Consider the following 23,718-nt stretch of genomic DNA (forward strand, 5'->3'; position numbering starts at 1 on the left):
AATCACCTGAACACTGATAAACCGAAGTTTGCTTATCCATGCCTATGAATCGCCCGAAGTGCGGAGTGTTTGGCTGCGCTGTACTACTGCCGTTGCCCACTGGAAACTTCGTGCCGGTGGCGGCACTGGATGCGGCGGTGACGGCTTCCTCTTCCGGAGGAAGCCGATCTTATACGCTTTGCTGCTTGCTTATGGCGGATTTCGTGAAAGGGGGGATTACAATCTAGCGTTCACCCGGAACAGAAATAAGGGTTTAAAGTTTTTGATATTTCTGTACTCGAGAATAAAGAAAAGGAGCTGGCCTTGATGAATTTCAATAAAAAATGGTTATCCGGATTAATGGCAGCGGTATTACTACTGACTCCGCTCTCTGCGGTTCAGGCGAAATCGCTTGTTCCGGATGTGACCGTCCTGCAGGCGGCAGGTGCAGACCAGATGGAAGCAGGAAAGGATACAGGTCATCCACAGGTCGAACTAGATCTACTGACGGATGCTGGTGAACAGGCAGCGGAACAGGCACCACAAGCAAAAGGTGAAAATCAAGCGGCAGCATCTTTGGCAGTGCAGGAGACGCAATTCCGCAATCTCGCGGCAGGCCTTCCGTATGAATGGTCTGAAGCTCCGGAAGCTTCGCATCCCGATGACGGATACAAGCTTACGGACGGAAAATACGGCGCATTGGATATGAACGACCCGGGATGGGTAGGACATCTGCGCGGAAAGGCTCGCGAAGTTGTGTTCGATCTCGGTGAGGAGAAGTCAATTGGAAAGATCACGGCTAATTTCTTTCAAGATTTTCCTACGAATTCGATTCTCGTGCCGCTGTCGGTATCGATGTATGTCTCCGACGATAAGGAAAATTGGGGGCTGCTTTCCCATAACGCTACGCAGCTTCTGTGGGGAGAAGGACCGCCCAGACAGGAGACCTTTGAATGGGATGGCAGCCGGGATGGAATCAAAGGCGGGAATACGGATGGCAAGCTGGCTTATGCCCGTTATGTGAAGGTGACCTTTTATATGCATCCTACACAGTGGGAATACATTGATGAAATCGAAATTATGGGTATGGACGGCAAGATTGAAGGGGCGGTAAAGGTTCCTGCCGAGCAGCCTCGTTTTTTGGAGCCGGGGGAAGCTACGGCCGGGATCCGGAATCTGAATTTGCTGTATAACGGACAATATGCGAATGGTTTGGGTGATTGGAAAAAGGAACGGATTATCCCTAATATCAGTTATGTAAATAAAGACGGCGAGCCGGTCGATTGGCTTTATGACGGCGTTCTATATCTCGGGATTGCTTCGCCTGCCGGCCGTGATTTCGGTCAGGGACAAACGAACCTGGACGATTGGAAATGGTATTTGGATAAAACCTTTGCAGCCACGGGCGATATGCAGCAGTTGAATGAGGCTGCCAAGGAAGTTGGGGCCAAGCTGAAACAGCCCGATCATCAAGTCAAGGTTGTGTTAATGATTCCGAATCCAGGGGAATCCTTAACCAATTTTGGCGACATTGACGGTAGCGGTTCCTTAAATTTCAACGACTCCGTCGTAGGCAAAGAAAAAGCGTCTGAAAACAGAGGAAAAGCGGTGCAGTGGTGGCTGGACCAGACCCGGCAAAGATGGCAGGCTGCCAACTACTCGAATCTTGAGCTTGTCGGCATGTACTGGATGCCGGAACAAATCGACATATCCGAATCGGGACCGGACATAGCTCGCATGGTGTCGGATAAAGTGCATGCCATGAACATGAAGGTTTTCTGGATTCCACACTCCTATGCTTACAAAATGTTTATGTGGAAAGACGTAGGGTTCGATGCCGCGGCGCTTCAGCCTAACTATTTCTTTGGCGGAATGGATTCCGACCGTCTGGATGATGCTACGGATACTGCAAAGCGATACGGAATGGGGAACGAAGTTGAATTTGATGACGGAATGCTGACAGATCCCGTACTTCGTCAGCGTTTTGTCGAATACTTGGACAGCGGCGTCAGATCCGGTCTGATGCAAAATGGCTTCAGAGCTCACTATCAAGGCAATAATGCAGTATACAACTTAGGGGTAAGCAAGGATCCAAGTTTGCGTTTAATGTATGACTGGCTGTACCAGTATTTGAACGGAACGTACGCCATCGATAGCAGCCCGGCGCCGGAGACGATGGCGGAGGTTGTACAGCGTTATGTCGCATCGAACGAAATCAAGCCGGCTTTTGGTAATGATTTGACGTATCGATTGCAGACCATCAAGCTTCTTTTGGACGATAACAAGCCGAAGGAAGCCGTGACGTATATGCAGGATTTTCTCGCGCACATTCACGACCCGGCCGTCCAAGCGCAAGGGTTGATTTCGGTCCCGGCCGCAACGGTGCTTGATTCCTACGCCCAAGTTCTCATTCATACCTGGTCTGACGGAGGGGGACTCAGCAATCTGGTTCTTGGCCAAAGCTATACAATTTCACAGCAGCCTAACAGCAACTATCCCGATTCCGGGAACGAACTTACGGACGGCCGATTCGGCGGGACGGATTACCGCACCGAGCAGTGGCAGGCCCATGCGGGAAGCGACTACCCTGACGAACGAAGCCGCACCATCACATTTGATTTGGGTGGCAACAAATCGATCGGGGCAATCAGAGCCCATTTTCTTCAGGATAAAGGACCTGGCATCTATTTTCCTCCGAACGTCACTTTTTCCGTTTCATCTGACGGCCAATCCTGGAGCACGCTGGCGACCGTTTCTCCGCCACCGGCACAGGATGCTGCCTCGGCCGAGTTCGTGGGTTGGAGCGGAATAACAGACGGCGTGCCGGGGAAAGCGGGAGCCGATAAAGTATACGCCCGCTATGTCAAAGTCGAATTCCCGGTCAACGTCTGGGTCTTCCTTGATGAAATCGAAGTTCTTGGCATTGACGGCCATGCGGGGGGTGGCACTACAATCGACAGCGCAAGAGCCGTGGTGGATGCCGCTGCGAAGAAATTGACGATCGACGGTCTGGTCGTGAACGGCAGTCAGTCCCAAGTGAATTTGAAAATACTCGATTCGAAAGGGAAAGTTCGGTACGAAGGCCAGACGACCAGTACGGAAACGGGAAGTTTCCAATTCACGATCAAGCTTACCGGGAATTTAAAGGGAACCTGCGAGGCCTATCTGTCTATGGAGGGAATGCCGGCTCCTGTTAAGATTTCATTCGAGTACAATAAAAAGGACTGATGAGTTATTCCAGCGCGAGCTCAGATTCCGATGGCATGCGGCCTGATTTCTATGATTTTGATTTAGGATGAGGGCATACCTTGATAAATTTTGTCACGGCATAATGCATGATAATTAATTTATGTTTCGTAAAAAAGCCATGGACGCAGCGTGATTTCCACGCTGTGACCTATGGCTTTTGCTTTCGAATCGGTCTTGATGATCGTATGATAAATATCTGATGCATCCCGATGTTTATGAACACGACTCATATAATGAAGTAATTGCGGGCTACTGAAAAATTCATACTGCCTGAAATCGAGATTAATGTAAACGCATACTTATTCATGGTATAATGCATCTAATAGATTAAGCAATTTTAGTCATCTGGGGTTCTTATAAAGCTGTGAATCTGGCCTGGGGGTGTTGCGAGGATGAAAAGGTATAGCGTGTGGCGTCCGGTCATGCTGATTGCGGTGGCGCTGCTTACGAATAACTTGGTCACGAGTTTGGCGGGCGTGTTTGGCATGTCGCCGAAGTCGGCGAGCGATTTAGGTTTTATCGCGATGATTATTGCCGCATTCATTACATATAACCGCATGATGAAAATCCGCCGCAAGTGAATAATCATTCACAGCCATTCATCGAATGAACAGCATGTTTATAAGCACCTTGGCCAAGGTGCTTTCTTTTCGTAAAGCGCAATTATTTTTTACCAAATCAAAGGGTCTGAACCCTTGCCCACGCTTCGTATCACACCGCCTGTAACCCCCGTGTTATCTATAAAAACCGTTAAATCAACGATACGAAAATTACGTCTTCCTATCTCTACTAGAATTGGAATAAAACATGTCTTAAACGTTTCACCGCGGCACAGATGCAGTTTGACAGATTCACCCAAATTTATGTTGAAAAGGGTCACTTTTATTAATATATTGTAAATAGCGCGAATCTAGTATTCGGGCATATATACCTAGGAGGGTTATCCTTAATGAAAAAAGGGGTCATATCTTTAATCAGTTTGGCGTTATCTGTCACGATGCTGGCAGGCTGCGGCGACAAACCGGCGTCAGAGCCAAGCGGCGGCGCAGGCGGCGACGCACCTAAGGCAAACTTCAAGGTAGGGATGGTTACGGACGCGGGAACGATCGATGACAAGTCGTTTAACCAAGGCACATACGAAGGTATCGTGAAGGCGAACGAGGACTTCAAAATGGAGTATAAATACCTGAAGCCGGCCGGAACCACAGAAGCCGACTATTCGAAAGAGATCGGTAACCTGTACGATGCCGGATTTAAATTTATCGTAACGCCAGGCTTCAAATTCGAAACAGCCGTGTTCAAGGCACAGGACAAGTATAAAGACGCTAAATTCGTAATTATCGACGGAACGCCTCAATCTGGAGAAGAAGGCGCAACACCGGTCGTTAAAGAAAATACCGTATCCATCTTCTTCGCTGAGCAAGAGTCCGGCTTCCTGGCTGGCGTTGCAACAGCGCTTCATGTGAAGGATGGTCAAGCAGGCTTTATCGGCGGCATGGAAATTCCGCCTGTACAGAAGTTCAACTGGGGCTTCCAACAGGGTGTAGCTTATGCTAATGAGAATCTTGGCACGAAACTCGTCATCAACAAAGAAAACGTGGTATACCAAGGATCTTTTGACGACGTTGCGGCAGGCAGCCAATTGGCGGCCCAGATGTATGACCGCGGCGTAAACGTGATCTTCGCGGCTGCTGGCGGCGTTGGCGTCGGCGCGATTAACGAGGCGAAGACTCGCGTGCAGAACGGATCCGAGGTTTGGATCGTCGGCGTCGACGTTGACCAATACCAAGACGGCGTATACGAAGGCGACAAGTCCGTTGTCCTGACTTCCGCTGTCAAGAAAATCGACCATGCGGCTTACGATATGATCAAAGCCGAAACCGAAGGCAAATTCCCGGGCGGACAAACGCTTACGCTGGATGCCACAAATGACGGCGTCGGACTTCCTGAGAATAACCCGAACTTGAGCGAGGACGTTCTGAAGCAAGTAGATGAAGTGTTTGGCAAGATCAAAGCCGGCGAAATTAAAGTAGCCGCAGAGCAAGGCGAATTGATTAAATAATTCAAGACACCAAGGTTACTATGGAGCGTGGATAGGCTTACTTGAAAAGCAGCGATACCGCATGAAAAAAGACGGATTCCCTCCGTCTTTTTTTAAGGTATCAGAATTTATAAGTTATTTCAGCGAAGCGTAAGCAATTCTGTAATCGCATTTATATGTTTTGGGGCCCTGCAAAGTATCTGGAACAAGCATCGAAGCATAGGCTCCACTTTGTGGGGCTATTTTAGGTATCAGACCGTATCACCGGCGCAAGCGATTGCATCCTGAAATTGAATATAGAATAATCTCTATGGAACTGCGTTCTGGCTGTTTGGAAGTGAGTCGATCCGCGTTTTTTTATCGGTTAATGATGAACAGGAAGATATCCAACAAAAAAGAAGGAGAGGACCCAAAACCATGGACTATGTTGTCGAGATGGTGGGCATCCGCAAGGAATTTCCGGGAATCGTGGCCAACGACGATATCACGATTCAACTGAAGAAAGGCGAGATTCACGCGCTGCTCGGCGAGAACGGCGCGGGCAAGTCGACCCTGATGAGCATCCTGTTTGGCATGTACCAGCCTGACCGTGGCGTGATCAAAGTCAACGGCAAGGACGTGAGGATTTCGAATCCGAACGTCGCGAACAAACTCGGAATCGGGATGGTGCATCAGCATTTCAAATTGGTGGAGCCGTTTACCGTAACCGAGAATATTATTCTCGGCAGCGAGACGCGAAAGTATTACTTTGGGTTAGACGTGAGATCCGCAGCCAAGCGGGTCGAGGAGCTGTCCAAACGATACGGTCTCAACGTTGACCCCTATGCCAAAATTGAGGATATCTCGGTAGGGATGCAGCAGCGCGTGGAAATTCTCAAAATGCTGTACCGCGATGCGGAAGTGCTCATATTTGACGAGCCCACGGCGGTGCTGACCCCTCAGGAAATCGAAGATTTGCAGGGCATTATGAAGAACCTGGTCAATGAAGGCAAATCGATCATTCTGATCACGCATAAATTGAAAGAAATTAAAGCGGTTGCGGACCGCTGTACCGTCATCCGCCGGGGGAAAACGATCGGCACCGTTGACGTGGCCGATACGAGCCGCGAAGCGATGGCCGAAATGATGGTAGGCCGCAGCGTTTCCTTTAAAGTGGACAAACAGGAGAGCCGTCCGGGCAAGACCGTTCTTCAGATCCAGTCGCTTACCGTGAAGAACAGTAAAAAAGTCGATGCGCTCAAAGGCTTCAGTCTGGATCTGCATGCCGGCGAGATCGTGGGCATTGCAGGCGTCGACGGCAACGGCCAAACGGAACTGGTGGAAGCCATTACCGGCTTGCGTCAAGCGGAGAGCGGGACGGTGAGCCTGAATGGTAAGACGCTTAACGGACTATCCGTCCGTCAGCGGAACGAGAGCGGAATCGGCCACATTCCGGAGGACCGCCAGAAGAGGGGCCTCGTGTTGGATTATACGATTGAAGAGAATCTGATCCTTGAGGTGTATAACCGCCCACCGTATTCCAGGAACGGGCTGCTGCAGCCGGCAGCGATCCGCAAGCATGCGGAGCATATCATTCAGAGCTTTGATGTGCGTTCCGGAACGGGCGGCCGGTCGATCGTGCGTTCGATGTCCGGCGGTAACCAGCAAAAAGCAATCATCGGCCGCGAGGTAGAGCGCGATCCGGATCTGCTTATTGCCGTTCAGCCGACCCGGGGCCTTGACGTAGGCTCGATTGAATATATTCACCGTCGTCTGATCGAACAGCGGGACAAGGGGAAAGCCGTTCTGCTGGTTTCCCTGGAGCTTGATGAAGTGCTGAACTTGTCGGACCGCATTGCCGTTATCAATAACGGTGAACTGGTAGGTATCGTTAAAACCTCCGAAACGAACGAAAGAGAGCTCGGACTGATGATGGCCGGGTATCAAAAAGAGGAGGCGCCACATGAATAACAGCGTAAAATCGTTGCTTGCCGTCCTGTTCGGACTCATCGCGGGGGCATTGCTTATGGCGCTGACCGGGCATAATCCGATAGAAGGATATAAGTATCTCCTCCAAGGCGGGCTTAAAAATCCGGAGCGGATCGGAAATACGCTGGCGACGGCGACTCCGCTTATTTTGACCGGCTTGTCCGTGGCTTTTGCCTTCCGTACCGGGCTGTTCAATATCGGTGCTGCGGGCCAAATGCTGTTCGGTGGTTTCTGTGCAACGGCTGTCGGCCTTTCGCTGGATCTGCCGCGGGCTCTGCTCCTGTTGGTCATGGTGCTGGTCGGTTTCATCGGCGGCGCACTATGGGCGGTGGTTCCCGGTTTCTTGAAGGCCAAATATAACGTGCATGAGGTCGTATCCACGATCATGATGAACTGGACGGCCTACTGGACCGTTTATTATGTCATTCCGGGTTACTTCAAAGGGGCGAGCCTGGAGACGGAATCGCGCCAGCTTCCGCCCGAAGCCATGCTGCATCAGCAGTGGCTCACCGATATGTTCCAAGGTTCTTATGTCAATCTGGGCTTTTTTATCGCGGTGATCGCCGTTCTGGTCGTCGCTTTCCTTATTAACAAAACAACGCTCGGATATGAATTGAAAGCGGTCGGATTCAACCGGCACGCTTCCGAATATGCGGGGATCGCTGTTAAACGCAGCATCGTGCTGTCCATGTTCATCTCCGGCGGCCTCGCGGGCCTCGCGGGTGTTGCACAGTATGCGGGGAATGCCTCCAGCATGCAGATCGGCATTCTGCCGAGCCAGGGATTTGACGGCATTGCCGTAGCCCTGCTTGGAATCAACGCACCTATCGGTGTTTTGGTGTCGGCCCTGTTCTTCGGGATTCTCTACTCGGGCAGAGGGTTTATGAATGCCATGACGGAGATTCCGCCGGAAATCGCCGATTCGATTATCGCCATCATTATCTATTTTGCGGCAACCAGCATCTTGATCGAGCGTTTGTACCGTAAATTCAAGCTGCGTCGCGCGGCAAATAAAAAGCAGGGGGAGTAAGGACATATGTGGACAACGATTGAACAGATTTTTCCGTATGCCATCGCTTACACGATCCCGCTTTTGATTACCGCCCTGGGCGCGCTGTTCAGTGAACGAAGCGGGGTCGTCAATATCGGCCTTGACGGGTTAATGATTGTCGGTTCTTTCATCGGCGCCTTTGTCATTTTCAAAATGCAGGCCCAATGGCCTGGCCATTCATGGGTACTATGGGTCGGCCTGCTGGCGGCGGCGGCAGCGAGCGCGCTATTCTCGCTACTGCATGCCTTTGCCAGCATTAACCTCAGTGCCAATCAGATCATAAGCGGTACGGCGATTAATATGATCGCGGGCGCCCTGACGATTTTCCTTGCCCGTAACATTACGGGCAGCGGCAAGATCAGCATCACGAATGGTTTTGCGCCGTTCGATGTGCCTGTGCTGTCTAAAATACCGATTATTGGGGATTTATTCTTCACCAAAACCTATGCAACGACTTGGCTCGTTCTGTTAGTGTTATTGCTCAGTGCACTGGCGCTATACAGAACACCCTTCGGTCTGCGCCTCCGCTCCTGCGGTGAGCATCCGCATGCGGCTGAAGCAGCCGGTATTAAGGTGCAGTCCATGCGGTATGTCGGCGTCATGATCTCTGGTGCCTTTTCCGGACTCGGTGGGGCTGTCATTCTGTTGACGTATTCCGGCGAATTTACGGGGAACGTTGCGGGACTCGGGTTCCTGGCTCTGGCATCCCTCATTTTCGGACAATGGAAGCCGCTCGGCATCCTGTTGGCGACCTTGTTCTTCGGATTTGCCACGACGGTAGCCAACGTATCGCAGGTCATTCCGTCCTTGGCGGTGATCCCGCCGGTCATTCTCAAGATTTTCCCTTATATCGTCACGCTGATCGCGCTTGTGATTTTCTCCAAATCCTCGAATGCGCCGAAAGCGGTAGGGGAGCCGTTCGATTCAGGTAAACGGTAACGCTTTGCGCAAGTCGATGTAAGACAAATAGAACCTCTGATATGCCTATCCAGCTTTGGGTTTAGGTCTATCGGAGGTTTTTTTACATCTAGCATACTTTAGATTAGAACTCCCAAAACATATCTGGTATATATAGTAAATAAGGTAAGAAAATTTAATAGAATAGAGGAGTGAACACCTGAATGCGCATTCGATTACATAGGTGCCAAAGGCCGTTAAGCATGCTTTTGGTTTTCGTGATGCTTCTGAGTATCATCGTTCCGTTCAGCCCTGTGAAGGTGGCAGAGGCTTCTCCCCGGCATGACCAGGTTGTGATTAGCCAGGTGTACGGTGGCGGCGGGAATAGCGGGGCCGTTTATACGCATGATTTTATCGAATTGTTCAATCCGACCAGCAGCCCGGTCGACCTGACAGGCTGGAAGGTGCGTTATGCAAGCGCAGCAGGTGATTTCAGTTCGAGTAACACAACCTCTTTAAGCGGTATCATAAAGCCTTATTCGTACTTATTAATCCAACAGAGTGGCGGCACCATAGGATCATTTTTGCCGACACCTGACGTTCAAGGAAAATTGAGTATGGGCGGCTCCAACGGCAAGGTGGATCTGGTGAACGCCGCTGGCGACCGCATCGATCTTATTGGCTATGGAAATGCAACGCTATCTGAAAAGAGCCCAACCGCAGCTCTCTCCAACAGCACGGCTGCGATTCGCAAGGAATTGACCTTTGGTCAAAATGATCGCGGCCGAGACACGGATAACAATGCAGCGGATTTTGCGGTTACGACGCCGGATCCTCGAAACAGCTCGAGTCCAGCTACGCCAGTCACGCCCGGCTCGGGCCTGGGAGCGGTAACGGCCAATCCGGAGCCTAATGCTTGGCCAGCCGGAACGGAGATTACGCTGAATCCGCCTACGGTAGGCGCTTCCGTTTATGCGGATGTGTATTTGTCCGGCGGAAACGGGTCCGGCTTCCAGATCGTCAACGGCCCGATCATCCTTAACGAGCCTACGCGGGTGGATGCCTATGCAGCCCAGGATGGCCAGCCGGATGGGCCGGTCTCCTCGTTCCAATATGATATTTTAAGGCAATCGTCCGTCGCTGATGCCCGCAGCAAGGCAAAAGGCGAGCATGTATGGACGGAAGGCATCATTACGCATATCGAAGGCAGAGAAACCTACATTCAAGATGACACGGCAGGTATCGTGCTCTATGATTACCCGCTTAATGCCAGTGTTGGCGATCGGGTGAGCGTGGCCGGCGTAATGGAGATTTACAACAATCTTCAGGAGATCAAACCGCACGCCTTGCTGCCGCACGACGTAACGGGGAACCAGGTCGGAGTTCCGCAGGCTCTCCCAATTACCGGAGCTGATCTATCTGCAGCTGCAGGGGAGAATTATGAGGCAAGACTAGTCTCCCTGAATGATGTCACCATCAAGTCCGAGAATAGACCTGGAGAATACACAGCCGAGCAAGGCGGGCATGAATTCATCATTTATTCGGGCTTGTCCAAGCTGAAGACGGTGAAGACCTTCAGCCGCATCACGGGCGTGGTGAAGCAGTTCGGAAACGTCTATGAACTGATCCCTTTAGGCGAGGATGCCTTAATCGAAGAGATGTTCTCCGTAATCGCAAGTCCCGGTGCCGGACCGATTATTACCGGGGGAACGGTAACGCTGTCCAGCCCTACGCAAGGGGCAAGCATCTATTATACGCTCGATGGATCGGTACCGACGACAGCAAGCACGCTGTACAGCGCACCGATACAGATTGACCGTGATACGACCATCAAGGCAATTGTTGTCTCAGGTGCGGATGTGAGCAAGGTATACGAATTTGCTTACAAGGCCACTCAGCAGCCGCGCATCGCGGATATCCAAGGCGAGGACCATGCTTCGCCGTATACTGGACAGACGGTAACCGATATTGAAGGCGTTGTAACCCAGTACGGTTATACGTTCTCTAACGGCAATATCAAGGGATTCTACATCCAGGATCCGAAGCCGGATTCCAATCCGGATACCTCGGACGCCATTTTTGTGTATTCCACGGATCCAAACCGGCCTCAAATCGGAGATTTGGTGAGCGTAATCGGTAAAGTGGCCGAGTATAACGAGGGAAGCTCCAGCAACCTGACATCGACCCAAATCGAGATGCAATCGTTCAAGAAGCTGGATCAGGCTCAACAGCTGCCTGAACCGGTTACCTTAGGGAAAGGCGGACGCCCGATTCCGGCTGCCATTATCGATAACGACGGCATGACAACGTTCGATCCGGACGAAGACGCCATCGACTTCTACGAGTCGCTGGAGGGCATGTTGGTCAGACTTCCGCAGCCAACGATCATTAGTCCGTATTGGACAAGCGGCGGCACCTACAACATTGCGACCCGGGTCGAAAATGATGTCGCCGATGTCATAACGCCAGCGGGCGGGCTGGTTCTAAAAGAGAACGGTAATTTCAACCCGCAGCGTCTCTTGATTGCTTACGGCAATCCGGGTCAAGAAGTGAGCACGGGCGATACGTTTGCCGATGATGTGATCGGCGTGATTGGGTATAACGGCGGGAACTTCAAGGTGATCCCTGCCAAAGACAGCCTGCCTCCAATCGACAGCAGCTCTTTTAAGCAAGAGGTATCTACTATTGACGTGAATGCCGAACAGCTCAGAGTAGCGACGTATAATATTGAAAATTTCTACCCGGGCGTAAGCTCCGCCAAAATCAACAAGCTGGCGGAATCGATCGTTAACAACATCAAGTCTCCGGATATTATCGGTCTTGTCGAAGTACAGGATAATAACGGAGAGCAGAACAACGGAACCACCGCGGCCGATCAAAGCTACCAGACCTTGATTAACGCCATCAAGGCAGCCGGCGGACCAACCTATAGCTTTACCGACATTGAGCCGGTGAATAATAACGACGGGGGAGCGCCGGGAGCCAACATTCGGGTCGGGTTCCTCTACAACGCGGATCGCGTCCAGTTAACGGACAGCGTTCAGGGCAAGAAGGGATCCCCGACGGAATCCGTGGCGTATGATGCGGCGACGGATCAGTTAACCCTGAATCCGGGGCGGATCGATCCGCAGAATGCGGCATTCAATGCATCGCGCAAGCCTCTGGCTGCGCAGTTCGAATTCCAAGGGGAAAAAGTGATTGTCATCGCGAATCATTTTAACTCGAAATCCGGAGACCAAGGACCATTCGGCAACACCCAGCCGCCGGTTCTCTCCAGCGAAACCCAGCGCCATCAGATCGCAGCGGTCGTGAACGGATTCGTGAAAGACGTGGTGTCTGCTAATCCTGACGCGAACGTCGTCGTGCTGGGGGATTTGAATGATTTCCAATTTACCGAGACGACAAACATTTTGAAGGGCAACGAATTAGACAACCTGATCGAGACGCTTCCGCTCAAGGAGCAGTACACGTACACGTATGACGGAAACTCGCAGGTGCTGGATCATATTCTGGTCAGCAAGAACCTGACCCGTTCTACGCAAGTCGATATCGTGCATCTGAACGCCGATTTCCCGGCCTCCAAGGGCCGCGTATCGGATCATGATCCCGTCGTCGCCCAGATCGACCTGAAGGAAGAAGCCGCGAACGGCTTCCCGCTGACGATTTTGCATACCAATGACACGCATGCCAATCTGGACACCGTAAGCTCGCCGGATAATATTGCGCGCCGGGTTACGGCAATCAAGGAAGCCAAAGCGAATGCGGTCAATCCTCTGCTCGTGGATGCGGGAGACGTATTCTCAGGCACGCTGTATTTTAATCAATATTTGGGACTTGCCGATCTGGAGTTCATGAATTTGGTTCAATATGATGCCATGACCTTCGGTAACCATGAGTTCGATAAAGGATCCGAGGTGCTGAACGATTTCATCGAGCATGCGGAATTCCCATTTGTGTCTTCGAACGTGAATTTTTCGGCCGATGCTTTATTGACCCAGAAATTCAAGAATGAAGTGACCCGGGATGCCAAGGATGCAACCATCTACCCGGCCATCATCATGGAGGTAGACGGGGAGCAGGTTGGCCTCATCGGACTGACAACCGAAGACACGGCGAACATCGCTTCGCCTGGAGACGTAACCTTTGAGAATGCGGTGCAAAAGGCAAAAGACACCGTAGCGATGCTGAAGAATGAAGGTATCAACAAAATCGTCGTACTGTCGCACCTCGGTTATGACGTGGATGTCAACCTTGCGAAGGAGGTCGAGGGCATCGACATCATCGTGGGCGGTCACAGTCATACCAAGCTGGATCAGGCGGTCGTGGACCGTTCGGACAGCGAACCGAAGCTGATTGTGCAGACAGGTGAAAAAGGTCAATTCTTAGGTCAGTTGGAGGTCGTATTTGACGACGAGGGGGTTCTGCAGGAGTGGAACAGCAGCCTCATTTCCGTTGACGAGAAAGATAGCAATGAGCAGTATGTCATTCAGCCGGATCCCGAAGCCTTGCAAATTCTGAACACCAAATATAAGCCGGGCGTGGAGGCATTGAAACAAACGGAGGTGGGCACGACAGAAGTGAAGCTGAACGGCGTCCGCGCCGATGTCCGCACGAAGGAAACGAATCTCGGCAATCTGATTGCCGATGGCATGCTGGATGCGGCGCAAGCCGCCGGCACGAATGCGGTCATCGCCCTGCAGAACGGCGGCGGCATCCGCGAATCCATTGAAGCAGGCAAAATCACGATGGGTGACGTCATGACGGTGCTTCCGTTTAACAATGATCTCGTCACGATCACGCTAACGGGCGCCGAGATCAAAGAAGCCATGGAGAACGGGGTCTCTAAAACCCCTGCTCAGGACGGGCGCTTCCCGCATATCGCGGGCATGAAGTTCTATTATGATTCGACCAAGCCGGTTGGATCGCGCGTCCTGCGCATCGAGGTGAAAGGCAAGAACGGATATGAGCCGATCGACATGAATAAATCGTATGAAGTAGCGACGAACGCATTTACCGCTAAGGGCGGCGATTTCTATGCTTCGCTCGAGAAGGCCTATCTGGAAGGGCGCGTGAACCTGCTTTATAAGCCTGACTATGAGGTATTCTCGAACTATGTGAAAAAGGTAGGCACCATCACGACCAAGACCTCCTACGTCGAAGGACGGATTACGGACTTGAAGGGAGCGCCGCTTCCTGGAGGACCTGGAGAGCCTGGGCCGGGCAACCCTGGGAATCCGGGCACGCCTGGAACTCCAGGACCGACGACGCCTCCCGTAAACCCATCGAACCCTGGCACCACGACGCCGGCAGAACCGGGCAAGGTCAAGGTTCCGGTTATGGTGGAGAACGGCGCAGCGGCAGGCAGCGTGACCGGAGCGGCCATGAAGGAAGCCCTGAAACAGCCTGTTGGCGGAAAAGTTACCGTAGAGGTAACAAGCACGCAGCCCATCTCTTCTTCATCCGTTACCATCGAGAATGAAGCGCTGCGAGCGTGGCTTGATCAAACAAGCGCGAAGGTGCTGGTGGTAGCGACGCCTTACGGAAGCTATGAGCTTCCGAAGAAGGAGATCGATCTTCAAGCGCTGGCGGCCCAAGCCGGCTCGGACATGAACAGCCTTCAATTGGTCATTCAGCTTGCTATCGATGAGGATGCCCTTAAATCAGCGGCCTCCAAAGGATATCATGCGCTGCAAGCCGTGAGCTACACCGTGACGGTTAAGTCCGACAATGGCAAGACTATCACGCTGGATTCGTTCCAAACGTATGTGAAGCGGTCCCTGAATGTCGACAAATCGCATGCGTTGACGGACATCGCGGTTGTCCGAGTGGATGGAAACGGCGAATACACGCCAGTACCATTTAAGGTAAACGGCCAACGTATCGATATCTATAGCCGAACCAACAGCACATACCTGGTGTTGCAGAACCCGGTAACGTTCCAGGACATCGCGTCGCATTGGTCGAAGGGTGAGGTTGAATCGCTTGCGGCCAAAATGATCGTAACCGGGCGCACGGAGCAGACCTTTGTTCCGAACGCTCCAGTCACTCGGGCCGAGTTCGCAGCGCTTGTCGTCCGGGCACTGGGACTTTCTGCAGACGCTGCGTCAGGCAGCTTCCAGGACGTTGCTTCATCCGACTGGTACGCGGGAGCGATCCAGGCAGCAGTCGATGCCGATATCATTAACGGCTACACGGACGGCACCTTTAAGCCGAATCGGACGATCACGCGCGAAGAGATGGCCGCGATGGCCTACAACGCGCTGGAGTATGCCGGATACAACCCCGTCGACGCGGCAAAAGCTCATTTTGCCGATGCGTCCTCGATCGGTGCTTGGTCTCAGGTGGCGGTGTATGAATTGGCGGCACTTGATATTCTGAATGGAGATCCGAAGCAGCGCTTCAATCCTAAATCGAATGCCACCCGCGGCGAAAGCGCCGCTGTGCTCCATCGTTTGATGCAGGATTTGACGTACGTAAAATAAACAGGTTCTTTAGCGGCTGGATGCATTTTGGGTTAGCCTCTTGGTTATAAACGGGAAGGGGGCGTCCAACAGCAAAACTGCTAAAGAACACTCCTTTGATCAACAAAGTGGAAAATAGAAATGGCGGTGCTAAGGATGCGATCCTTGCACCGCTTCTTTCGTAAATGGGTCGCACACCCATTTACGAAAGAAGCGGTTCTCTTCATATGTCGAAATGAAGTTTTTCTCATGGTAGCGGAGGGGACGAAACGATTTCGGACAAGCGCCAGCGGTCGCCTGAAAGCTTTCCAACGGAAAGCTCGCATCGAAAGCATATTCTTTGTCCCCGAATTTCTCCCTTGGTTACAATCATTCCAAGAAATTTGGGGACAACAGCGATGGGAGGAACGATTCTCGTACACGGAGTGTCTCCTAACAGAAAAAGGAGATAGTCCTATCTATCGGGACCCCCTCTTTTTTTAATCCGAAAAACTTAAAAACAAAATGTGACCGATCTGCGTCCATAACTGTGTTAAGGGTAAAAGGAGGTCTAAAGGCGATGCAGATCGATTCGCTCCGGCCGGGCGGAGATATTACGGAAACCTATGAATTATATGGCGATATGCTTTTTAAAATAGCGATGGTGTACCTTGGGAACAAACAGGATGTCGAAGAAGCCATTCAGGAGACGTTCATTAAATTGATATATAAAGCGCCTGACTTCAGGGATCAGGAGCATAAGAAAGCTTGGCTCATTCGGGTGATTACGAACCACTGCAAGAACATGCAAGGGAGCCTGTGGCGCAAGCGGGTAACCAAGATGGAGCATATGAACGATTATTTTGTCGAACCGTCGGAACGGACGTTGATGGATAACGTCATGAGTTTGCCGTTCAAGTATAAGTCGGTCATCCATCTGTTTTATTACGAGGATTATTCCGTTAAGGAAATCGCCGGGATTTTGCAGATTAACGAGTCTGCGGTCAAGATGCGTCTTCAGCGCGGCAGGAAGCTGCTGCGCATGGACTTGGAAGGAGAGGACGATTGATGAATCGGAATGACTACAAATCATTGATTGATCGAATAGAACCTGATAAAGGATTGGAGGAGCGGATCATGAAAGGAATGAAACAAAATCAGCGTCAAACGACAAGAATGAGCCGAATGGGGGTCGCCGGCGTCACCGCGGCCATTATGCTGGGGCTGGTGGTAGTGACTTCGCTGGTATTGAATCTTGAGAACGAGCCAGCGGTCAGCGATATCCCGGTGGTTCAACAAGGGACTGGGGCGAATACCCCGCCGACCGCGAAGGTTGGCCACGATCCGGTAACCATTCCGAAAATTGAGCTTCCGGGCGAGAGCAACGTCAAAGCCGATATGATCGGTTTGGTTGTATACCAGGGCAATATCTACACCCAAACCGGTACGCAAATCACGCCGGAAATCGCCAAGCAGCTGCGGGGCGACAAGCTCGGACGGTCGAAGTCGGGGATTACGGAATGGAGCTCCTCCGATGACTACACGGAGCTTGCTTCGACGATCGGCGAAATGGATATATTCACGGTTAAGGGATATGACGCCGATTTTAGAATCATGTCCTACATGGAGCACGACGGGGAAGTCTACGCCGAATTGTATGAGCATTTGAACGGGATTACGGTGGCCAAGGGCGAGGATATCATCGGCAAGCTGAATCTGATGGGGAACATGATTTCGGTCAAATGGCAGGATTTCGACAGTTGGAACATGGGCGAGAACAAGCTGCGCGAGCTTTCCGCCGATGCGGAGGTGCAAGCCTTCGTTGACGCTTTATATGAAGCGAAGCCGATAGCGGCCGAGCCTCTGTTTGAGCAAGGGATCTACGAGACCGGGCCTAGCGAACAGAAATTTCTGTATATCCAGCTGCAGGACGGGACGGAAGTCCAGTTAAGACTGTTCAAAGGCGGCCAATATGTGCGATATGCCAATGCGCCTGTGTTCTTTCAATTGGAAGGTGAGGCATTCACCACGCTGTGGGAGCTGATGGAGGAGTAGTTGTCCTGCCGTTTGTAGCCACGGAAAAATAGGTAATGTAAAAAGACTAGAGGCTATCCCTCATCGGATGGCCTCTTTTCGTTGCTGTAGGGTCGATAACGGCGATCCCTTTATCGTTTATCGTATGGCGGTTCCTTGTTATTCGCTTGTTCTCGATGATGGGAGGTTCGCTTTCACGAATGCGCTCGGCGTCATTCCGAAATACCGGGTAAAGGCGCGGGAGAACGTAAACAAATCCGAATAGCCCAGGGATAAAGCGGTCTGCGTGATGCTGGTTCCCTCGGCGGATAACAGGCGGGTCGCTTTCTCCATGATCAACTGCTGCATGTAGCGGGACGGAGAGATGCCGTATCGGCGGGTAAACGCGCGGGTGAAGTGACTGCGATGCACGCCGGCCCAGGCGGCAAGCTCCTCCACGGACAGGTTCTCCGTGCAATGAAGCCCCATATATCCGGGGACGGACTCGAGCCAGTCCGAAGCAGCCGAAGCAGCGGGGAGGTGCTGGTCCCGGTTGGGATCGATGCTGTGGATCAGCTGGAATCCCAGCGACATCAGCTGGAGGCTATGGTCCTGCTGGGGCTGCCGGAGCAATCGCTGAATGTCCTTGATGACAGCCAAGGCATCGTCCCTGAAGGCATTTCGTCGATAGGGCCGTTCCGGACATAAATCGACATGGTTCAATATGGACGGCATCAACTCGCCCATATAGGCCGTCCAGGTGATCATGGTAGACGGCTCGTCGCAGTCCTTGACATACGTATAGACCGAGCCGGGGAAGAGGCAGAAGAGGTCGCCTTCCGAGAGGGAGACGCTGCTGCCGTCCCATCCGAACCGCACCTTGCCGCTGGCAACGAAATGTATACTGTAAAATTCGACGGACCGGGGACCGACTTTCTCGGTGAAAAAGGGGTGGGATCCGGATTTGAATATCCATAATCCCAGTTGTGTCTCAAAGTGAGCCGGGTTGTTAAAGTATTCTTCTCGGGATGGCCGCTGATTCACTGTTAAACTCATGTGTCCTCCTTCCGACAATAGCGGTCAATTCTTTTGTTACTGCTATGATGCAACATATTGTATAACGATTGCAAGGATGGAGCATTCCGTATTCGTCCGCCAAAAGGTACGATGATGAGGAACAAGTCGAGCATAGTAGAGGTGAATGGAGATATGAAACAACCGAATTTTATCGTGATTTATTGCGATGACTTAGGGTATGGAGATCTTGGATGCTACGGTTCGGACACCGTGAAAACCCCGCACCTGGACGGGTTGGCTGATGAAGGCATTCGTTTTACGAATTGGTATTCGAATTCCCCGGTCTGCTCCCCGTCACGAGCCTCTTTATTGACGGGCAAGTACCCGGCCCGAGCTGGAGTCGGCGAGATTCTTGGGGCGAAGCGCGGTTCGCATGGACTGCCTGCCGACGAGGTGACGTTGGCCAAGGCGCTCAAGCCTGCCGGGTACAGGACGGCGCTGTTTGGAAAATGGCATTTGGGCTTGTCCGAGGAAACCAGCCCGAATGCGCATGGATTTGATGAGTTTTTCGGATTCAAGGCAGGCTGCGTCGATTTTTACTCGCACATTTTTTATTGGGGCCAAGCCCATGGCGTCAACCCCCTGCATGACCTATGGGAAAACGAAACGGAGGTTTGGGAGAACGGCCGGTACATGACCGAGCTGATCACGGAACGATCCGTTGATTTCATTCAGCGGTCGCGGGAGCAGGAGGCTCCGTTCTTCTTGTTTGCGTCGTACAATGCGCCGCACTATCCGATGCATGCCCCGCAGGAATACATGGACCGGTTTGCGCATTTGCCTTGGGATCGGCAGGTCATGGCCGCCATGATTGCCGCGGTGGACGACGGCGTCGGGGAGATCGTAAAGGCGCTGAAGGAAGCCGGGTGTTACGAGGATACGGTCATTTTCTTCTCCAGCGATAACGGACCGTCCTCCGAGAGCCGCAACTGGCTGGATGGGACGGAGGATGTGTATTACGGGGGAAGCGCGGGGATCTTCCGGGGGCATAAAGCAAGCCTGTTCGAAGGCGGAATCCGCGAGCCTGCCATATTGAGCTGGCCGAACGGATGGGAAGGCGGGCAAGTGAGAGATGAAGTGGTGGCTATGATGGACATCGCACCGACCTTTTTGGATCTGGCCGGCGTCGATCCGGCGGCAGGACCGCTTCAAGGCGTTGCGCTGGACGGAAGCAGCCTGAAGGAGATGCTGCAGATGCGCATGCCGTCGCCGCATAAGCAATTGTTCTGGGAGTATCAAGGCCAGCTGGCTGTCCGGGAAGGGGATTGGAAACTGGTGCTGAACGGGAAGCTCGATTTTGACCGCGTGGTTCCGGATCAGGTTCATCTGTCCGATCTGTCCAGGGATCCCGGGGAGCGCTCCAACCTGGCGGACCGTTACCCCGAGATCGTGGAACGGCTTAGCCGGGATGTGCGAGACTGGTATAAGGAAGTGCAGCGTCACGGCTCCTGAGCGTGAATAGAGCATACCATCTAAGCCTCAGCGATAAATGCAAAAAAAGCCCCGGCAAACCGGGGCTTTTTATTATGCTTTTGTGATTGGTATGAGCTGATAAAGGACAGCCGGAACCCTTAAAAAGGATTCAGCACATGGTAGAACACGTTCGGCGAAGCCATGCGGTAATAATGGCTGCACCAGCCGACGCCCTTGTGGTTGTCGCGGTTGGTCGTGCTGAACACCAGCCGTTCCTGCTCCAGCTCCTCGATCCGTTCCGTCCGTCCCTCCACGTATTCCAGAATGCGGAACGATGCGGTGTCCAGGCGGGTGATGACGCCGCCATAGCGGATGTCGATGACCTCCCAGCCAAAGGGCTTGAACATCCGATGCCACTGCGTACGGTGTCCTATGCGGAGCTCTTGCACGGCTTTGGAGATGGCAGGGAGCACGTTTTTGGCCATATGCCTTAAGGTATCGACGTCCTTGGCATCATAGGCTTGCTTCAGCAGAATGCCGATTTCGCTCTTGCGTTTGAGGACGGCGCTTAGCTTCTCCGGCATCTCGAACAGATAGTCCAGCTCGGCGCCGCTATCGCGCTTCGCGCGCAGGTTTTGCTCCAGCTCGGCATAGTGGTTCGAGAGGTCCAGGCCTTCGATCTGTTTGTCGAACATCCCGAGGAGCACATCCTGGTACAGCAAAAATTTCGACGGGTTGCTCTGCTTGGCGTTGTTCGGCTCCTGGCCGGGAATCTCGTCCAGATCCTTCAGCAGGAGGAACGCCTCCATGTCGATGCCCGTACAGAATTTCACCCGTTCCGCCAACTGAGCCGAAGAAGGCTCCTGTTCCGAGTAGGCATGCTCGGCATAAAGCTGCAGACCGAGCAGCGCTGCGAACGGATTTCCTTCGTTGCCGTCGTCGCCCCACATCGTGGCGTATACCTCGCGGATTCCTTCCTGCTTGCACACTTGAAGCGCAACATTCGAAGCGTTCAGGGACAACCCGTAGTTGACGCCGAATGTGTTAAAGATCCAGACGGCTCCGGCAAACACGAGGTTGCAGCCCAGCGGGCGGTGATTGGCGATCAGCTTCTCATAGTCCGCCGGCTCCATGTGGGTGTAGTCCCAGTACACCATATCCACATCCTTCGGGATGCGGCGGGCCATATCCTCCGGAATCGAGGTGTCCTTGTCGTAATACGCCGCATCGCCGCCTCCGCCGGCAGCGAGCTTCAGGAACATGTCGCTCCACATCATCGGCTTTAGACCGCGCTTGCGGACGGCAGCCAGGACTTTGTCCAGATGGGCGATCATAATGTCGAAACGGCTCACATAACCGTTGTGATCCAAATATTTACCCCGTCCGAGCTCCTCCGCTTCGTCCATTCCGATGTGAATCTTGTTGCTGCGGAACGGAACGCTGGCGGCCTCGATCATCCGTTCGATCAGGGAATCGGTCTGCTCGCTGCCGACGAGCAGGGCCCCCTTCGTATCGCGGTAATGCTTGATGGGCTCCCACTTCAGAAACTCCTCCAGGTGCGCTAAGGTTTGGATGCTTGGGAAAGCCTCGATGCCGAATTGATCGGCATAATCGTCCATCTCTTTCAGCTCCGCCTGCGTGTAGCGACCGCGCATATAACCGAAATACGGCTCGCCTTCGATCTGGTAGGTGTCCTCCATGTACAGCATCACGCTGTTCATGCCCATCAGGGCCATTTTATTCAGCATGAGCTTGAAGCTGTCCACGGTCAGCACGGCGTTGCGGGACAGGTCGAACATCGGGCCGATCTGGTCAAATTGCTGGCGTTCGAGAAGGTGGAACGAATCGCTTTGGCGGCTATGTTGAACCAGCAAGCCGAGTCCCCGGAAAAATTGATGTTTTCGTCCGTAACGAATATAGGCGTGGTCCCGGTCCCTGCCGACCTCCAGATCGCCATCGGACAAGGCTGCCTCAACGGGAATGCCGTTTTCCCCAAGCTCGACGCCAAGCCCATCCAGCAGCAGCTCAATGCCTGGCATGACATCCGTAACAGCGCCCTCGAAACGAAATTTCATATGAAATCCCCCTGCATCCATGATTTTGCGAGCATTAAACATTATATCATTATAATGTTTAATGTTATGGGAATCGCCGCTGGAAATCAATCCTTTGTTTGCAAAGTTAGAGGAGTTATCACGACCTATTTCAAACGTACAGCGGTTCGTGAACGAGCTATTCATTTACGAAATAGATAAAAAAAGAACAAAAAAACAGGATTGACACTGCCGATAACCCGGTGTATTTTATATACAAATCGTTTTTGCAAAAACGTTTTGTATCATGAGTACATCAATCATTGCGTCATTCGATGATTCTTTCTTCAACGCGATAGCGCCGTAATCGGCTAAGATCTGATAGCGTTTACATAAGTGGTTTGTACTCTGCAAATATTGTTTGCAACCGCGCGTTTATAATCTAATCAAATGTTTTCCTATAATTTTGGATAAGGATGATCATGATGGCAGCAACCATAAAAGACGTCGCCCGTGAGGCAGGCGTAGCAGTTTGTACCGTGTCGTTTGCGGTCAATGGCTCCGCGCATGTAGCGGAAGCGACCAAGAAGCGGATATTCGATGCAATCGAGAAGCTGAATTACCGGCCGAACCAGTCCGCGCGCGGATTGGTCACGAAGAAGACGAACAACATCGGCCTGGTGGTCGAGGATACGGTGGACGGTTTGGAGAATACCATTCTCCTCGACGTCGTCAAGGGGCTTGGGGAGGCGACGGGAGACAACAATTACGATTTGCTGCTGTCCTTTCAGAAGCCGAGTACGAATAAATTGGCGGATCACCTGCTGGACGTCTACCGCAAGCAATCGGCGGATGGACTGATCCTGATGGGGGCGGCCATTAACCAGCCGTATGGGGAGCTGATCAAGAACCGGTTTCCTTTTGTCCTGCTCGGGAGGCCGACGATGCCCGGGGTGTGTCACAGCGTCAATGCGGATAATGAGCAAGGCGCCTATGAAGCCGTTAAATATCTGATCGGCAAGGGTCATCGCCGGATTGCGCTCATCACCCCATGCTCGCTGGAAGTGGATGCCTCGCTGGACCGGTATAACGGCTACCGCCAGGCCATGGAGGAATTAGGCGACGGGTTCGACGAGCGGTTGGTTGAGATCGGTTCCTTCGAAGAAGACAGCGGGTATACGGAAACGGAGAAGCTGTTGAACCGAGTCGAGCGTCCTACCGCCATCATCGCCGGACGCGACGTGGTCGCTTCCCGCGTCGTCGAGAAGGCTCAGGAGCTGGGTTACAAGGTGCCGGAGGACCTGGCGGTGATCGGATTCGATAACACGGCTGTCTCCCAGTTGGCCCGGCCATCCATTACATCGATTGAGCTGCCGATGCGGCAGATGGGTCTGGAAGCAGCGAAGCTGTTAATGCAGCTGATTGACGGCGAAATTCGTTTTGACGATATTCAGACGATCGTTTTGCCGTGTACCGTCATTGAAAGAGAATCGACCTGAAAACGGATATTTTCGTTGGACGATTCTTTTTTTTGAAGGGTGCAAAAACGTTTTTGCA

Annotated in this window: 14 protein-coding genes; 12 read left to right on the plus strand and 2 right to left on the minus strand. The window is 52.4% G+C overall.

Annotation, left to right across the window (positions count from 1 at the left end; all coding sequences use genetic code 11):
* Nucleotides 1-38: 38 nt before the first annotated feature.
* The 10 genes from M1D70_RS01690 to M1D70_RS01735 all read left to right on the plus strand — a co-directional run bounded on the left by M1D70_RS01690 (nt 39) and on the right by M1D70_RS01735 (nt 17,680).
* A complete protein-coding gene (locus tag M1D70_RS01690) occupies nt 39-227 on the plus strand; it encodes a hypothetical protein (RefSeq protein WP_139084044.1) in 189 nt (62 codons plus the stop codon).
* A 79-nt stretch (nt 228-306) separates the two neighbouring features.
* A complete protein-coding gene (locus tag M1D70_RS01695) occupies nt 307-3,207 on the plus strand; it encodes a DUF4855 domain-containing protein (protein ID WP_456288952.1) in 2,901 nt (966 codons plus the stop codon).
* Nucleotides 3,208-3,620: 413 nt separating this feature from the next.
* On the plus strand, nt 3,621-3,809 hold the full coding sequence (locus M1D70_RS01700) for a hypothetical protein (protein ID WP_145040239.1): 189 nt from the start codon (nt 3,621-3,623) through the stop codon (nt 3,807-3,809).
* Between the two features lie 368 nt (nt 3,810-4,177).
* On the plus strand, nt 4,178-5,290 hold the full coding sequence (locus M1D70_RS01705; RefSeq protein WP_375121316.1) for a BMP family lipoprotein: 1,113 nt from the start codon (nt 4,178-4,180) through the stop codon (nt 5,288-5,290).
* 396 nt (nt 5,291-5,686) lie between these two features.
* Entirely contained in the window at nt 5,687-7,219 is a 1,533-nt protein-coding gene (locus M1D70_RS01710; RefSeq protein WP_456288953.1) for an ABC transporter ATP-binding protein, read from the plus strand.
* Complete coding sequence (locus tag M1D70_RS01715) at nt 7,212-8,267, plus strand: ABC transporter permease (RefSeq protein ID WP_012818559.1); 1,056 nt, start codon at nt 7,212-7,214, stop codon at nt 8,265-8,267. The genes M1D70_RS01710 and M1D70_RS01715 overlap by 8 nt, the downstream gene beginning before the upstream one ends.
* 6 nt (nt 8,268-8,273) lie before the next feature.
* Nucleotides 8,274-9,227: an ABC transporter permease subunit gene (locus M1D70_RS01720; protein WP_433938070.1), complete on the plus strand. Its 954-nt coding sequence runs from the start codon at nt 8,274-8,276 to the stop codon at nt 9,225-9,227.
* Between the two features lie 239 nt (nt 9,228-9,466).
* Nucleotides 9,467-15,667: a 5'-nucleotidase C-terminal domain-containing protein gene (locus tag M1D70_RS01725; protein WP_456288954.1), complete on the plus strand. Its 6,201-nt coding sequence runs from the start codon at nt 9,467-9,469 to the stop codon at nt 15,665-15,667.
* 538 nt (nt 15,668-16,205) lie between these two features.
* A complete protein-coding gene (locus M1D70_RS01730; RefSeq protein WP_009593946.1) occupies nt 16,206-16,694 on the plus strand; it encodes an RNA polymerase sigma factor in 489 nt (162 codons plus the stop codon).
* A 68-nt stretch (nt 16,695-16,762) separates the two neighbouring features.
* A complete protein-coding gene (locus M1D70_RS01735) occupies nt 16,763-17,680 on the plus strand; it encodes a hypothetical protein (protein WP_456288955.1) in 918 nt (305 codons plus the stop codon).
* Nucleotides 17,681-17,818: 138 nt separating this feature from the next.
* Here M1D70_RS01735 and M1D70_RS01740 read toward each other — a convergent pair whose 3' ends face one another.
* Complete coding sequence (locus M1D70_RS01740) at nt 17,819-18,694, minus strand: AraC family transcriptional regulator (protein ID WP_009593948.1); 876 nt, start codon at nt 18,692-18,694, stop codon at nt 17,819-17,821.
* Between the two features lie 153 nt (nt 18,695-18,847).
* Here M1D70_RS01740 and M1D70_RS01745 point away from each other — a divergent pair, with 153 nt between their 5' ends.
* Nucleotides 18,848-20,167 carry a sulfatase-like hydrolase/transferase gene (locus M1D70_RS01745; protein WP_036673052.1) on the plus strand — a complete coding sequence of 440 codons (1,320 nt, stop codon included), beginning with the start codon at nt 18,848-18,850 and terminating at the stop codon, nt 20,165-20,167.
* A gap of 119 nt (nt 20,168-20,286) precedes the next feature.
* Here the strand turns inward: M1D70_RS01745 and M1D70_RS01750 are convergent, their stop codons facing one another.
* Nucleotides 20,287-22,203, minus strand: a complete 1,917-nt coding sequence (locus M1D70_RS01750) for a family 20 glycosylhydrolase (protein ID WP_456288956.1) — start codon at nt 22,201-22,203, stop codon at nt 20,287-20,289.
* Between the two features lie 443 nt (nt 22,204-22,646).
* Between M1D70_RS01750 and M1D70_RS01755 the strand changes: the two genes are divergently transcribed.
* Nucleotides 22,647-23,660: a LacI family DNA-binding transcriptional regulator gene (locus M1D70_RS01755; RefSeq protein ID WP_009593909.1), complete on the plus strand. Its 1,014-nt coding sequence runs from the start codon at nt 22,647-22,649 to the stop codon at nt 23,658-23,660.
* Nucleotides 23,661-23,718: the final 58 nt, after the last annotated feature.

Source organism: Paenibacillus sp. AK002, from assembly GCF_053903045.1.